Source organism: Arthrobacter oryzae (genome assembly GCF_037911235.1).
Lineage (GTDB): Bacteria > Actinomycetota > Actinomycetes > Actinomycetales > Micrococcaceae > Arthrobacter > Arthrobacter oryzae_E.
The window spans coordinates 12,355-25,390 of sequence record NZ_JBBLYW010000061.1; the positions used below are offsets into that span (position 1 = coordinate 12,355).

Below are 13,036 nucleotides of genomic sequence, written 5' to 3' on the forward strand. Positions count from 1 at the left end.
GCCTGCTCCAATAGGTTCCGTGACCATGGAACCACGCGGCGGAGCCCGGTCCCCGCTGAACAAAATGTGACCGCCAGGCGCTGCTAGTGCCCGTGCACCGGGGCGTCGCTGCGCTGCACACTGTCCTCGTGGAGTTCCATGGCACTCATGACAAGCGCGAAGTGGCTGAATGCCTGCGGCGTGTTTCCCAGCTGCCGGCCCGCGTCCACGCCCCATTCCTCGCTCAGGAGGCCCACATCGTTGCGCAGCGTCAGCAACCTTTCAAAGAGCTCCTGGGCTTCCCTGCGCCGGCCCGCGCCGATGAGCGCTTCCACCAGCCAGAAGGAGCAGGCCACAAAGATGCCTTCGTCACCGGGCAGTCCGTCGTCGGCCTCCGCCGGGCGGTAGCGGAGCACGAACCCGTCGTGGGTCAGTTCGCGCTGCACGGCCTCAACGGTGCCCACCACCCGGGGGTCATCCGGCGGCAGGAAGCCCACACGGGGAATAAGCAGCAGGCTCGCGTCCAGCTCCGGCCGCCCGTAGGACTGGACGAAAGTGTTTCGGTCTGCGTCGAAGCCGTTGGCCATCACCTCGGCGTGGATCGTGTCGCGCAGGGCCTCCCAGCGGTCAGCCGGTCCCACCAGGCCGAAGTCACGCACGCCCTCGACCATCCGGTCCGCAGCGACCCAGGCCATCACCTTGGAGTGCGTGAAGTGGCGCTGCGGGCCGCGCATCTCCCACAGCCCGTTGTCCGGCCGCTGCCAGATACCTTCGAGGTGTTCCATCAGGGCAACCTGGACATCCCAGGCTTCGTCACTGTGCTCCAGCTGGGAATGCCGGGTCAGGGCCAGGCAGTCCAGCACTTCACCCCATACGTCCAGCTGGAGCTGGCCGGCGGCGCCGTTTCCGATCCGGACGGGTGCGGATTTTTCGTAGCCCTGCAGCCACGGCAGCTCCATCTCCGGCAGCCGGCGCTCCCCGTGGATGCCGTACATGATCTGCAGGTCCGCCGGGTCCCCGGCCACCGCCCGCAGGAGCCAATCGCGCCAGGAGGCGGCTTCCTCGGTGTAGCCGGCGGCCAGCAGTGCCTGCAGCGTGAGCGTGGCATCCCGCAGCCAGCAGTACCGGTAGTCCCAGTTTCGCGGCCCGCCCAGCTGTTCCGGCAGGGACGTGGTCACCGCGGCAACGATGCCTCCCGTGGGGGCATAGGTCAACGCCTTCAGCGTGATCAGCGAGCGCTGGATGGCGTCCCGATACGGGCCGGTGATTTTGCATCTGGCGGACCATTCGCGCCAAAACGCCTCCGTTGAAACCAGGACCGCCTCCGGATCAATGGACCGGGGGCGGGGTACGTGGCTCGGGGTCCAGGTCAGCACGAACGGGACCCGCTCGCCCGCGCGCACGGTGAAGTCGCTGACGGTCCGCAGGCGTTCGCCGCGCAGCGGGGCTTCCGTGACCAGATAGGCCGCGTCCGGTCCGGCGATGGCGTGGATGCCGTGGTCATCGTGACGCACCCACGGCACGATGTGGCCGTAATCGAACCGCAGCGCCAGTTCGCCGCGCATCCGGACGGAACCGCGGACGCCCACCACGATCCGCACAATGTCCGCTGCGCTGTCACGCGGGGGCATGAAGTCAATGACTCTCACCTTGCCGGTGGAGGTTTCCCATTCGGTTTCCAGGATGAGGGTCTGCTTGCGGTAATGGCGCCGTGTGCACTCCCCGGCACCGGCCGGTGCCAGCAGCCACCGCCCCGCCCTGGGGGTGTCCAGCAGCGCGTTGAAGCAGGCCGGGGAGTCAAACCGCGGCAGGCACAGCCAGTCGATGGAGCCCTCGGTGCTGATGAGTGCCGCCGTTTGCAGATCGCCTACCACGGCGTAGTCCTCTATGCGTGCCATGGACCTTACAGTGCCACAACCCGTCCGGGCCGACTACTATCCAAGGCATGCTGCAACGGAACTTCGGAGACTCTGCCCTGACCGTATCCGCCCTCGGATTCGGTGCTGGCCATATCGGCTACGACGACGTCAGCGAGCGGGAGGCGCACGGCCTACTGGACCGGGCACTGGATCTGGGCGTCACCTTCATCGACACAGCCCGGGGCTACGGACTCTCCGAGGAACGGATCGGCACCTGGCTGCCCGGCCTTGGTGGACATCGCGACGCCGTCGTGCTGTCCACCAAGGTGGGATACGACGTCGACGGCGCGGATGACTGGAGCGCCGCCGCGGTGACCGGCGGAGTGGATGAGGCCCTGCGCAAGCTGGGAACCGACGTGATCGACGTCGTGTTCCTGCACTCCTGCCCGCTCACCGTCCTGCGGCAGGGCGATGCGGTGGAGGCGCTGCTTCAGTGCGTGGACGCCGGAAAGGTCCGGGTGCCGGGCTACAGCGGCGAGAACGAAGCCCTCGCGTGGGCCGGGAACGCCGGCGTGTTCGGCGCCCTGCAGTCCTCCGTGAACATCGCGGACCAGCGCTCGCGGAGTGACGTCCTGCCCGCTGCCGGCCGGCAGGGGCTGGGAGTGGTGGCCAAGCGGCCGCTTGCCAACGCCCCCTGGCGCCATGTCGAACGTCCGGCGGGTGTGTACGGCGAAACCTACTGGGACCGGCTCCGCCGGATGGGCCTCGAGCCGGAAACCGACGACTGGCAGGGCACGGCACTGCGCTTCTCGGCATTCAGCCCGGGGGTGAGCACAGCGATCGTGGGTACTTCCAAGGTGAGCAACCTCGAGGCCGCGGCAGCCGCCGTCGGACGCGGCCCGCTGCCTGGCAGCGAGCGCAAGCGCTGGGAAGATGCGTTCGCGCCCTACGCGGCCGACTGGGCCGGCGAAGTCTGAGCCCGACGGCTGACTGGCGTCCAGGCACACTATGGGTATCCACATCGGCACTTCCGGCTGGAGCTATGACCACTGGGAGAACGTGCTTTATCCGCCGGGACTTCCGGCCCGCGACCGGCTGGCTTACTACGTGGCGCGCTTCGGCACGGTTGAGCTGAACGCAAGCTTCTACCGCTGGCCGCGGGAGTCGTCCTTCGCCAGCTGGCGCCGGCGCCTGCCCGAGGGATTCGTGATGTCCGTCAAAGCCCCGCGCGGCCTGACCCACGCGAAGAAGCTCTACGGCCCCGAAGTCTGGGTGGAGCGGATCATCAGGTGCTGGCATGAGCTGGGTGATAAGAGGGCGGTCCTGCTGGTCCAGCTCCCGCCGGGATTCGGCCGCGACGACGCCCGTCTTGGCTACTTCCTCGCCGCCCTGCCGTGGTGGGTGCGCGTGGCGGTGGAGTTCCGCCACCCCAGCTGGGACCACCCGGAGGTGTACGCCCTGCTGGAGCGCCACGGGGCCGCCTACTGCATCATGAGCGGCGCCAACCTGCCCTGCATCCTGCGGGCCACGGCGCCTTTCGTTTACGTCCGCCTGCACGGACCGGACCACGACTACCTTTACGGCGGCTCGTATTCGGAGGATGACCTTCGCTGGTGGGCTGACCGCATCCGCGAGTGGCAGGGGCAGGGAAAGGACGTGTTTGTGTATTTCAACAACGACGGCGGCGGCAACGCCGTACGGAACGCCGATACCCTGCGGTGGCTGCTCGGGGCCGGCTGAGTCCTTGTTACGGTGCGGCGCCTTAGTGGGACCGCACCGGTGCCGACGAGCGCCGTTGTGGCAGAGTGGAGGCATGAAATCGGCGCCGCAGGAATCATCGTTGTCCGGAAACCACGCGTTCCGGGCGGCACACAAAGTCTCGGACACGGTCAACAGCGTCCGCATCAAGCTGGCCCGGCGCTGGAACTTTGTTCCGCAGACCGTCGCCTACCAGGGGTATGGCTCCACATCGTGGGTGCGGGTCCTCGGCCGGGTCGTACTGACCACCAGGCCGACGCCGGGCAGCCACGCCGAGCGCGCCGCCAAGAACGGCAACCAGAACATCCGCGGCTGGCGGGCCTTCACCAGCGTGCCCCTGCAGTTCACCGACGTGGAAATCGACATCGAGGGTGTGACCACGCGCGTCAAGGCGGACCGCGGCGGGCTGATTGACACCGTGGTCAATGTTGAGCTCTCCCCCGGCTGGCACACAGCGACCCTGCGGGCTGAGGGAACCGAGGCCGTGAAGGCCAGCATTATTGTCATAGGCCCCGACACCAAGTTCGGCATCGTGTCGGATATCGATGACACTGTGATGGTCACGGCGCTGCCCAGGCCGTTCCTGGCCCTGTGGAACACGTTCGTGCTCAGTGAGCGGGCACGCATGGCCACGCCGGGCATGCCGGTGCTCATGGACCGGCTGGTGGTGGAACACCCCGATGCCCCGGTGATCTATCTGTCCACCGGTCCCTGGAATGCCGCACCCACGCTGGCACGGTTCCTGACCCGGAACATGTACCCGGCCGGCCCCCTCCTCCTGACGGACTGGGGCCTGACCCAGGACCGCTGGTTCCGTAGCGGCCAGGAGCACAAGAACGGAAACCTGGAGCGGCTTGCCAAGGAATTCCCGGACATGCGGTGGCTGTTGATCGGCGACAACGGCCAGCATGATGAACAGATCTACTCGAAGTTCGCCAGGGAACACGGCGACCGCGTGGCCGCCATCGCCATCCGCCAGCTCTCCGTGGGCGAGTCCGTGCTGGCCGGCGGCCACTCAGAGACCGGGGACCACACCGGCTCCAGGGTCCCGTGGATCTACTCCCCCGACGGCGCGGGCATCACCAAGGGCCTCGCCGACCTCAAAATCGTCTGAGTCAAGAACCAGGAAAGGCCGGCCCCTTCTGAACTGCTCCCCGAAAGTTGGACTGAAGATTCAGTTCTGACTTTCGGGGAGCAGTTTCATTGCACGACAGTGGAATAGTTGTGCTTTTTCCCGCTCGGGGCGGGACGGGCATTCGCCTGACAGCCGCCGCGGATCCGGTCAGACCAGCCAGCGCCACCAGCGTGACTGCTCCGGTTCCGGTTCCGGCGTCGGTTCCGGCTCCGGCTCCTCGCCCAAGGCCAGCGCGGCCTCGACGATGTCGTCCGCGGTGAGCGTCATGAGGGCCTCACGATCGAGTGCGTCGAGACTTTGTTCCTCGTCGAGCGACAGCCGCAGCGCCTGGCGGTTGAGCGCCTGCTCGAACAGCGTGCGGGCGAACCGTGCGTTGCCGGAGTCCTCGCCCGCGTGGAGCCCGGTGAGGATGCGGCGCAGCATCTGGTCAGCACCCGGCTCCAGCGTGTACTCATGCTGGGCCAGCATCTGGTGGAAGATCGTCTGGAGTGCGTCGACAGAGTAGTCGGGGAACGTGATCTCGCGGGCGAACCGGGAGCGCAGTCCGGGGTTCGAGAGCAAGAAGGACTCCATCAGCCGCGGGTACCCGGCGACGATCACGACCAGGCGGTGGCGGTGGTCCTCCATCCGCTTGAGCAGGACCTCGATCGCCTCGGGGCCGAAGTCCATCCGGCCGTCCTCCGGGGCCAGCGCGTAGGCCTCGTCGATGAACAGGACGCCGTCCAGCGCACGCCGGATCACCCGGTCCGTCTTGATGGCGGTCGCGCCGACGAACTGCCCCACCAGGCCCGAACGGTCGACCTCGACCAGGTGGCCTTTCTGCAGCAGACCGACCGCGCGGTACATCTCGGCCAGGAGCCGCGCCACGGTGGTCTTGCCCGTGCCCGGGTTTCCGAGGAACACCAGATGCTGTGATGTGGCCACCTCCGGCAGGCCGTGCGCCTTACGGCGGGCTTGGACCTGGAGCAGTGCGACGAGGGCCCGCACCTGTTCCTTCACGGTCTCCAGTCCCACCAGCGCGTCGAGCTCGGCCTGCACCTCGGACAGTGGCCGGGCCGGCCCGGGCCTCGCACCGATGAGATCGCCGACCAGGTCGTCAACGCGGTCCGAACCGTGCAGCTTTAGCTGATCGGCCAGATGGCCGATGGTTTCGCGCAGGTCGTCGAGCGGATTGCGGCTGGCAGCCATACATCCACTGTAGTACTCGATTCCCGACCGGGCTGCTCCGCGGCGTCTGGTGCGTCAGGCCACCGGCTCCGGTTCGCCGGCAGCAGTCGCATCCACGGCCGCCGCGGCCGCGTCCCTGCGGGCTTCCTGCAGCTCCTGAAGCCAGTAGTAGGACGCCTTGGGTGTCCTGGTGAGCGTCTCGAAGTCAACATGCAGCAGGCCGAAAGGCTGCTTATAGCCTGCGGACCATTCGAAGTTGTCGAGCAGCGACCAGACGTAGTAGCCGCGCAGGTCAATGGACTCCGCAGGCCCTCCGGGGCTGGTGGCCTGCACTGCGCTGGAGATGTGCTCGGCAAGATAGCGCAGGCGGCGCTCGTCCGGAATGATGATCCTGTCCCCGGCCTTGTCCCGGACCACCACGTCCTCGAAGCTCGCTCCGCCCTCGGTGATGAAGACCGGCGGCAGGTCGGGATAGCGTTCGGCCATCTCCGCCAAGGCAACCGGCATGTAGTCGGGCCTGATCGGCCAGCCGTACGCCGTTGTCTCGGCGTCGGGAAACTCGGTGATATGGAAGGGCGCACCGGGAGCGCTTCCACTGAGGTCATCCCCCATGGCCTCCGCCATCCCGGCGGGAACGGCGCCGTCGCCGGGGCCTGCCGCAACCCGCGTGGGCATGTAGTAGTTGAGCCCATAGAAGTCCAGCGGCTGGGAGATCAGCTGCATGTCCTCATCGGAGGGGCTGAACGAGCTGAAGAAGGTGGCGGCCCGGATGATGTCCGGATACTTTCCGAGGAGCACGGGATCCGCGAACAGCCTGTTCTGGAAAACGTCCATGAGTGACGTGCTCAACTTGTCCAGCGGGTTGATCGAGGCGGGAACCATGGGCGAATAGACATTGGTGATGCCGATTTCGCCGGGGACGTTGGCCGCACGGAGTGCTTGCATTGCCAGGCCGTGACCGAGGAGCTGGTGGTGCACCGTGGGCAGAGCCTTGAGCAACTGCGATTCGCCCGGCGCGTGGAGCCCCAGGGCGTAGCCATTGGTGGTCACGGTGGCCGGCTCATTCACTGTGACCCACCGGGCCACACGGTCGCCGAAGGCTGCGGCCGCAATCGAAGCAAACTCGCCGAGCCGGTATGCCGTGTCCCGGTTCAGCCAGCCGCCGGCCTCGTCGAGCGGCAGCGGGGTGTCCCAGTGGTAAAGGGTCATCATGGGCGAGATTCCGCTGGCCAGCAACTGGTCCAGCAGGCGGTCGTAGAAGTCCAGGCCCTTGGGATTGACCGGACCGCTGCCGCCGGGTTGGATGCGGGACCAGGACAGGGAGAACCGGTAGGAGTCGATTCCCAGTTCCTTCATCAGCGCAACGTCTTCGGGCATGCGGTGGTAGTGGTCGCAGGCGGTGACGGGGCTGTGGTCGTCCACTATTGCGCCGGGCTTCCGCGCGAAGATGTCCCAGCCGGACGGTCCGCGGCCGTCCTCGTCAAGGGCGCCCTCAATCTGGAAAGCGGCGGTGGCCACGCCCATGGTGAAGGACGGCGGGATCCTGGCAGCCAGGTCTTTGGCGGAGTGCTTCATCTGCTTGATCCCTTATGTAGTTTCGGGTGGTGGACTGATTTTAGTGCACCGTCGCGTCGGAGCCGAAGAGGAACTCCTTGGCATGCGCCAGGGCTTTTTTGAAGGCGTCGTTACGGAGGGTAATCAGGTGCTCCGTTTCATCCGCTGCGGGTTCAAGGTAGCCCGTGAAGCCCGGGCGCAGCACCCAGATATCGCCTCCCGGCGGCAGGTAAAAGACCCCAAAGGACCGGTGCTGGCTGTCATCCGGTGTCCAGACGGGGACCACGGCCAGTGCCGCGCCGGTCTCCGGGTGGATCCATTGTGCCCGCGGGAGGGGCTCCTCGTGCGCCTCCGGATCCAGGAACGGGGCTGTGCCCAGACCCCACCGTTTTTCAAAGCGTTCGTGGAACGCAGGAATCAGATGGGAATCGTAGCGGCGCCAGGCGCTCATGGAATGCTCCTTCTCTTGTTATCCAGTACCCGTACCGGCGCCCGGCCAGGGGCCGCGCTCCCAAAGCACGGGTGAGACCCGCAGCAGCGGGGGCTGCGGAGTTTTAACCCGGCGGACCGGCACCTCCCGGGGCCCTCCGCTGCTGATGTGGGGAACGGACAGGGCGCGGTCGTATGCCGCACGCGATTTCGCATCCCGAAGCACGGCAAAAGCTTCCATAATGCGCAACAGCCCCCTATCGCCGCCGCTGTCCGTACCGACGCCTGCCATGCTGCCCACTCCACCGGCACCTTCGTTGGACCCGGCGGTTTCGTTGGACCCGGCGGTGCCGCCCTCGAGATCGGGGTGGTGCTGGCGCATCAACGCGCGGTAGGCACGCGCAATTTCCTGCCTCGTGGCTGTCCGGGCCACGTTGAGGACGCCGTAGTAGTCAGGTAGCTGGTCGTTCATGGCCGTGTCACACTGTCCGGTGCGTGGCGGGGCGGCGGCCGGCAAGTGCCGGCTGCCGCCCCGGGTTCCGCGTGCGATTAGGTGCTGATCTCGTGCATCGTGTCGTTCTTGGTTTCGATCTCGATCTTGCGCGGCTTCGCCTGTTCGGCAACGGGGATACGGAGAGTCAGCACGCCTGCGTCGTACTTGGCCTTGACGTTGTCCGTATCCAGCGTGTCGCCGAGGATCAGCTGGCGGCTGAAGACGCCGCGTGGGCGTTCCGAAACGACCAGTTCCACGTTGGGCTGGGTTTGATCGCGCCGTTCAGCCCGCACAGTCAGCACGTTCCGCTCAATATTGAGGTCCACAGAGTCGACGTCGACTCCCGGCAGATCGAATGCGACGACGAACTCCCCGTCCTCCTGCCAGGCATCCATCGGCATGGCCGCAGGCCGGGCTGCGGTGCCAAACACCTGCTGGGTAAGCCTGTCCAGTTCACGGAACGGGTCCGTACGCATCAACATCATTTCCCACTCCTTCAGCTTGTGGTTGTTCCATTTTCTTTTGCGTGCCCGCCCTTGGGAATCTGTATTGGCGGGTATAGATTTTTTATAGCACCGGTGAGAAACTGTTGCAAGACGCTTTTCGGGAAAATTTTGGGAGGACCATGGCAGCGCGTAGTGCGGAGACAGGCCTGTACGCGATCTCCGTGGTGGCCCATCTGGTGGGTACCGGCCAACAGAACATCAGGCTTTACGAAAGGAAGGGCCTGCTCACCCCGGACCGCACTTCCGGAGGGACGCGGCAGTACAGCGATGCGGACCTCACCGTGCTGAAACGCATCGGCGAACTGCTGGATGAAGGGCTCAACCTGGCCGGAGTGGCCAAGGTGCTGGAACTCGAAGCGGCCAATGGCAAGCTCCGGATCGAACTGAACAAAGTCAGGATCGAACTGAAAAGGGCGCGCTCACGCCCGCAGGGCTGACGCGGGCTTCAGGGCCGGCCGCCGGCGATGAGGTACGACTCTTCAAGAAGTTCCGCCAGTTCCTCCACATCGATCCGGTCCAGGCGGACCAGGACCAACTGGGGCGAGCGCTCGTGGTGCGGAGTCCAGAAATACGTTTCGGGATCGGTTCCGGCCAGCGCTTCCCGTTCCAGCGTCTTAACCGTGAGGACGCCGTCCTCCCATAGCCTGGCCATGAGTGTCCGCGCGAACCACGCAGGCTTGTTCCAGCTGGGGCGCTCCGTGACGCCCGGCAGGGCCTGACAGATGCGGCGTACGTCTTCTTCGGAGGCCACCTGTCGCTAGCTTTCGATGGTGTCGGCCTTGGACAGTTCACCGGTGATCTGTTCTCCCGGAATGCGGGCCGTCCGCCACGTGTCGACCGCGATGACGGCCCCCAAGACCACGAAAGAGATAAACAGTGAGGCCAGCGCGTCGCTGACCCAGTGGTAGCCCAGGTAGAGCCGGCTGACGGAGGCAAGGACAATTCCGACGGCGGCTCCGGCAAAGCCAAACACAGCGGGCCAGGTGCTCTGGCGTCGTGAGAAGACCAGGAAAGCGGTGATCAGCAGGAAATCACAGGCGCCGAGGACGTGTCCGGACGGGAAGGAGAAGGTGACATCGGGACCAAACAGCATGAGGTCCAATGGCGGCCGCTGGCGACCTACTGACCGCCCTATGATCTGCGCCAGTGCAACCCCGGTGAGCATGGCCCCTGCCAGCAGCAGGGGGCGCCAGGCGTGCTTAGCGGCGACCCCCCAGACCACAGTTACCACCAGGATGATGATCGGCAGCGCCACGGGCCCGAAGACGATCGCCAGGAAGATCATGACGCCGGTGAGCGGCTCCGAGCGCTGGCTGACCAGCCAGGAGCGTGCGGGCTCATCCAGCCCGGTCAGCCCGTCCCTTCCCAGGACGTCCGTCAGGGTCAGCACGAAGAGGCCGGCACCGAGGATCATCAGGATCACGGCGATGCGGTAGAGGTTCTTTCGGGATGCAGCACTCATGTACCGCTCTTCAACCACGAACTTGTCGTGGAAGACCCGCCACCAGTGGGGCGATTTCCGGGTCCGATCTTCAGCCATGTGCCGCTTCCGCCTATGCAGTCTAAAAAAATTGTGTCCGCTGAGATTATCCCGGTTCCGCAATTTTGGCTCGCGTCGGCACGGGCAATGCGGGCCGCCGGGTCATCAAGGGAACCGACTCGGGACGCCGGCAGCGGTAGCCTGACTGCATGGGTGCCATGAACGAACTGATTGACCGAGCGGCCGTGAACAGGCTGGTGCGCGTACTCGCGGCGGCGGCCCCCGGCGTAGCCTGGACCAATGTCACGCAGGCCGGCACCTCGCTGGATGACCTGAGCCTCCGTGAACGCACCGACCACGTGAGCCGGGCGCTGCTCGCGGATTTCGCCGCTGCCGGCGAGCGGAATTATTCGACGGCGGCGCGTACCTTCCGAAGCGCCCTTCCGGACCCGGACTTCACCGGCTGGACCATTTGGCCGGTCACGGAAACGGCAGTGACGCTCGCCCTCGAATCATCCGGATCCACAGACTTTGAGGACTGCCTGCAGCTCCTCGCCGAACTGACTCCGCGGCTGACCGGGGAATTTGCCATCCGGCGGCTGCTGGCCGCCGACCTGGACCGGGCCCTCGCCGTCGTGCTGACCTGGACCGCCCACCCGGACGCGCACGTCCGCCGCCTCGCCAGCGAAGGGACCCGCCCCTACCTCCCCTGGGCTGTCCGGATTCCGGGCCTGATCCAGCGGCCCGAAGCCACGGTCCCCATCCTTGACGCCCTGTACCGGGACCCGGACGAGTATGTCCGGCGTTCAGTGGCGAACCACCTCAACGACCTGGCACGCCATTCCCCCGAGGCGGTGCTGGCCGCGGCCGGAGCATGGGCGGCCGCACCGGATGCCAACACCCCGTGGGTGGTCCGACACGGGCTGCGCACCCTGATCAAAAAAGCCCATCCGGGCGCCCTGGCCCTGCAAGGATTCGCTCCGGCATCCCTTGCAGTGACTCCGCCGAGGCTGGACCGGGACACCGTGACGCTTCCGGCAGACCTCGGCTTCGAATTCGAGATCTCCAACACTGGGGCCGGTCCGGCCAGGCTCGCTGTGGACTACATCGTGCACTATATGAAGGCGAACGGCTCGCAATCGGAAAAGGTCTTCAAACTTGCTGCCCTGACCCTGGACCCCGGCGAAACCCGGACCGTGTCCAAGCGCCACGCCTTCCGACAGATGACCACCCGGGTGCACCACCCGGGCAGCCACGCTCTGGAACTCCAGATCAACGGCGTCCGGTACGCTCCCACGCAGTTCCTCGTCGAGGTCTGACCTGCAGGCGGATTTCCGCGTGCTGGACTTCGTCACCACGGCAGGCCGCCCGTCAGCACCAAGGCTACCTTCGAGATCCACGACGGCGTTCCGGGCCTCGGCGCCCGGGCCTGACTTCCAGCCTGGCGCGCGCCGGTCGGCTTTCTCCGCCCGGCGCGCGCGGCGTCTGCGCACACCGCGCGCGCCCGAAAACACGCCGCAGGCTCAATGTGATTTGCTTCACAGTGCAGGCGCGGATAGCATTCCATAATTGTTAGCGATCACAGATAAGGACCCGGAATGACCGCCCCCGCCCCCGTTCCTGAAACAGCCCGCGACTGGCAGCAGCTGATTGGCAGCCGGGTTGAACTGCGGCTCGACGGCAGGGTTGTCCGCACCGGCGAGGTGGAGGACGCCACTCACGATTCCGCCGTGATGTGGCTCCGCTTCGACGGCAACCACGGCCGCCAACTCGTGTCCAAGGCCGACGGCTACGAGGTCCTCCCTGTCAGCTGAAGGCTCACACTTTGGCGCGGACCTTTGGTCCGGCGGCGGGAGTGCTGATCACTTTGAGTCCGCAGCCTTCCTCGGCAAACGACGTCAGGGTCTTGTAGCCGAAGGTCTTGTAGGTCACGTTGGGCCAGCGGTCCCTCAGGAGCTGGCCGAGGCGGGGTGCGTTCACCAGGCCTTGCACCCAGAGAGTGGGATCGTCCTTGAGGAACGCGTGGACACTCGCTTTGTAGAGTTCGAGCTCGGTGTGCGGCGCCTGGGTCTTCTTTTTCGCAGGTTTTGCAGGAGTCACCGTTGTTGGGGCCGGCGGCGTGGGGATGTCGATGACATGGAAATGGTCGGCAACGGACTGCAGTACCTTGTTGACGACGCCTGCCTTGGGCTGCGAGGTGGTGGCCACCAGCGAGCGCTTTCCCAGCGCATGCAGGCGGCGGAGGAGCGGGACGAAGTCACCGTCGCCGCTCACGATCACGAAGAGCTCAATCCACGGCATGTCCGCAGCCACTTCCAGCGCGTCCACCACCAGTTCAATGTCCGCGGCGTTCTTGCTGCTCTGGTCGAACGAATAAATCTGCACGGGCTTGATGTTGTGTGCCAGCAACTGGCTGCGGTAGGCGGCCATGTCAGCCCGGCCCCAGTTGGCATACGCCCGGGACAGGGCTGTCTGCCCGCCGAGGCCGGTGTCCCGGACGACCTTCTCGATGTCCCGGACCACCGTGGCGAGCGGCACGGACGTGACGTCGTTCTTATACCCGCCGAAGAGATTCTCCATGTCCAGGAAAATGGCCACGTTCCGTTGCTGCGACCCTGCCACGTAAACCGTCCTCCCCCAGCGAATAGTAAACAGATCCTACCGCCCGCAGGGCGC

15 protein-coding genes are annotated in these 13,036 nt (G+C 66.0%); 6 read left to right on the forward strand and 9 right to left on the reverse strand.

The genetic code is table 11. The annotated features are described in order from the left end of the window. Nucleotides 1-83: 83 nt before the first annotated feature. Nucleotides 84-1,877 (reverse strand): glycoside hydrolase family 15 protein, encoded by a 1,794-nt coding sequence (locus WMN78_RS16140; RefSeq protein ID WP_340534743.1) that lies wholly within the window; start codon nucleotides 1,875-1,877, stop codon nucleotides 84-86. 47 nt (nucleotides 1,878-1,924) lie between these two features. Between WMN78_RS16140 and WMN78_RS16145 the strand changes: the two genes are divergently transcribed. The 3 genes from WMN78_RS16145 (at nucleotide 1,925) to WMN78_RS16155 (ending at nucleotide 4,710) form a co-directional block, all read left to right on the forward strand. Further along, nucleotides 1,925-2,815, forward strand: coding sequence for an aldo/keto reductase (locus WMN78_RS16145; protein WP_340534744.1), 891 nt, complete (start codon nucleotides 1,925-1,927; stop codon nucleotides 2,813-2,815). Between the two features lie 31 nt (nucleotides 2,816-2,846). After that, nucleotides 2,847-3,578, forward strand: a complete 732-nt coding sequence (locus WMN78_RS16150) for a DUF72 domain-containing protein (RefSeq protein ID WP_340534745.1) — start codon at nucleotides 2,847-2,849, stop codon at nucleotides 3,576-3,578. Between the two features lie 73 nt (nucleotides 3,579-3,651). Further along, nucleotides 3,652-4,710 carry an App1 family protein gene (locus WMN78_RS16155; RefSeq protein ID WP_340534746.1) on the forward strand — a complete coding sequence of 353 codons (1,059 nt, stop codon included), beginning with the start codon at nucleotides 3,652-3,654 and terminating at the stop codon, nucleotides 4,708-4,710. Between the two features lie 168 nt (nucleotides 4,711-4,878). On the opposite strand, the gene WMN78_RS16160 is transcribed toward WMN78_RS16155, so the two are convergent. The 5 genes from WMN78_RS16160 to WMN78_RS16180 all read right to left on the reverse strand — a co-directional run bounded on the left by WMN78_RS16160 (nucleotide 4,879) and on the right by WMN78_RS16180 (nucleotide 8,856). Continuing rightward, the gene (locus WMN78_RS16160; RefSeq protein ID WP_340534747.1) at nucleotides 4,879-5,919 is read right to left on the reverse strand and encodes an AAA family ATPase; all 1,041 of its coding nucleotides are present in this window, start codon (nucleotides 5,917-5,919) and stop codon (nucleotides 4,879-4,881) included. Between the two features lie 54 nt (nucleotides 5,920-5,973). After that, nucleotides 5,974-7,473, reverse strand: a complete 1,500-nt coding sequence (locus WMN78_RS16165) for a GH1 family beta-glucosidase (protein WP_340534748.1) — start codon at nucleotides 7,471-7,473, stop codon at nucleotides 5,974-5,976. Between the two features lie 40 nt (nucleotides 7,474-7,513). Continuing rightward, nucleotides 7,514-7,903: a hypothetical protein gene (locus WMN78_RS16170; protein WP_340534749.1), complete on the reverse strand. Its 390-nt coding sequence runs from the start codon at nucleotides 7,901-7,903 to the stop codon at nucleotides 7,514-7,516. Between the two features lie 18 nt (nucleotides 7,904-7,921). After that, entirely contained in the window at nucleotides 7,922-8,353 is a 432-nt protein-coding gene (locus WMN78_RS16175) for a J domain-containing protein (RefSeq protein ID WP_340534750.1), read from the reverse strand. Nucleotides 8,354-8,430: 77 nt separating this feature from the next. Beyond that, a complete protein-coding gene (locus WMN78_RS16180) occupies nucleotides 8,431-8,856 on the reverse strand; it encodes an Hsp20/alpha crystallin family protein (RefSeq protein WP_340534794.1) in 426 nt (141 codons plus the stop codon). Between the two features lie 143 nt (nucleotides 8,857-8,999). Here WMN78_RS16180 and WMN78_RS16185 point away from each other — a divergent pair, with 143 nt between their 5' ends. Then, on the forward strand, nucleotides 9,000-9,317 hold the full coding sequence (locus tag WMN78_RS16185) for a MerR family transcriptional regulator (protein ID WP_340534751.1): 318 nt from the start codon (nucleotides 9,000-9,002) through the stop codon (nucleotides 9,315-9,317). An 8-nt stretch (nucleotides 9,318-9,325) separates the two neighbouring features. Here the strand turns inward: WMN78_RS16185 and WMN78_RS16190 are convergent, their stop codons facing one another. Both WMN78_RS16190 and WMN78_RS16195 read right to left on the reverse strand, forming a co-directional pair. Beyond that, on the reverse strand, nucleotides 9,326-9,631 hold the full coding sequence (locus tag WMN78_RS16190; RefSeq protein ID WP_340534752.1) for an MmcQ/YjbR family DNA-binding protein: 306 nt from the start codon (nucleotides 9,629-9,631) through the stop codon (nucleotides 9,326-9,328). Nucleotides 9,632-9,637: 6 nt separating this feature from the next. Then, nucleotides 9,638-10,420, reverse strand: a complete 783-nt coding sequence (locus WMN78_RS16195) for a phosphatase PAP2 family protein (RefSeq protein WP_340534753.1) — start codon at nucleotides 10,418-10,420, stop codon at nucleotides 9,638-9,640. Between the two features lie 149 nt (nucleotides 10,421-10,569). Here WMN78_RS16195 and WMN78_RS16200 point away from each other — a divergent pair, with 149 nt between their 5' ends. Then, complete coding sequence (locus tag WMN78_RS16200) at nucleotides 10,570-11,679, forward strand: DNA alkylation repair protein (RefSeq protein WP_340534754.1); 1,110 nt, start codon at nucleotides 10,570-10,572, stop codon at nucleotides 11,677-11,679. Between the two features lie 279 nt (nucleotides 11,680-11,958). Beyond that, nucleotides 11,959-12,174, forward strand: coding sequence for a hypothetical protein (locus tag WMN78_RS16205; RefSeq protein ID WP_340534755.1), 216 nt, complete (start codon nucleotides 11,959-11,961; stop codon nucleotides 12,172-12,174). A gap of 4 nt (nucleotides 12,175-12,178) precedes the next feature. Here the strand turns inward: WMN78_RS16205 and WMN78_RS16210 are convergent, their stop codons facing one another. Further along, nucleotides 12,179-12,982, reverse strand: coding sequence for an NYN domain-containing protein (locus tag WMN78_RS16210; protein WP_340534756.1), 804 nt, complete (start codon nucleotides 12,980-12,982; stop codon nucleotides 12,179-12,181). Between the last annotated feature and the right edge of the window lie 54 nt (nucleotides 12,983-13,036).

Excerpts from the sequence above, each read along its gene's own strand:
- WMN78_RS16140 (WP_340534743.1), bottom strand. The coding sequence starts at position 1,877 with ATGGCACGCATAGAGGACTACGCCGTGGTAGGCGATCTGCAAACGGCG.
- WMN78_RS16145 (WP_340534744.1), top strand. The coding sequence starts at position 1,925 with ATGCTGCAACGGAACTTCGGAGACTCTGCCCTGACCGTATCCGCCCTC.
- WMN78_RS16150 (WP_340534745.1), top strand. The coding sequence starts at position 2,847 with ATGGGTATCCACATCGGCACTTCCGGCTGGAGCTATGACCACTGGGAG.
- WMN78_RS16155 (WP_340534746.1), top strand. The coding sequence starts at position 3,652 with ATGAAATCGGCGCCGCAGGAATCATCGTTGTCCGGAAACCACGCGTTC.
- WMN78_RS16160 (WP_340534747.1), bottom strand. The coding sequence starts at position 5,919 with ATGGCTGCCAGCCGCAATCCGCTCGACGACCTGCGCGAAACCATCGGC.
- WMN78_RS16165 (WP_340534748.1), bottom strand. The coding sequence starts at position 7,473 with ATGAAGCACTCCGCCAAAGACCTGGCTGCCAGGATCCCGCCGTCCTTC.
- WMN78_RS16170 (WP_340534749.1), bottom strand. The coding sequence starts at position 7,903 with ATGAGCGCCTGGCGCCGCTACGATTCCCATCTGATTCCTGCGTTCCAC.
- WMN78_RS16175 (WP_340534750.1), bottom strand. The coding sequence starts at position 8,353 with ATGAACGACCAGCTACCTGACTACTACGGCGTCCTCAACGTGGCCCGG.
- WMN78_RS16180 (WP_340534794.1), bottom strand. The coding sequence starts at position 8,856 with ATGTTGATGCGTACGGACCCGTTCCGTGAACTGGACAGGCTTACCCAG.
- WMN78_RS16185 (WP_340534751.1), top strand. The coding sequence starts at position 9,000 with ATGGCAGCGCGTAGTGCGGAGACAGGCCTGTACGCGATCTCCGTGGTG.
- WMN78_RS16195 (WP_340534753.1), bottom strand. The coding sequence starts at position 10,420 with ATGGCTGAAGATCGGACCCGGAAATCGCCCCACTGGTGGCGGGTCTTC.
- WMN78_RS16200 (WP_340534754.1), top strand. The coding sequence starts at position 10,570 with ATGGGTGCCATGAACGAACTGATTGACCGAGCGGCCGTGAACAGGCTG.
- WMN78_RS16205 (WP_340534755.1), top strand. The coding sequence starts at position 11,959 with ATGACCGCCCCCGCCCCCGTTCCTGAAACAGCCCGCGACTGGCAGCAG.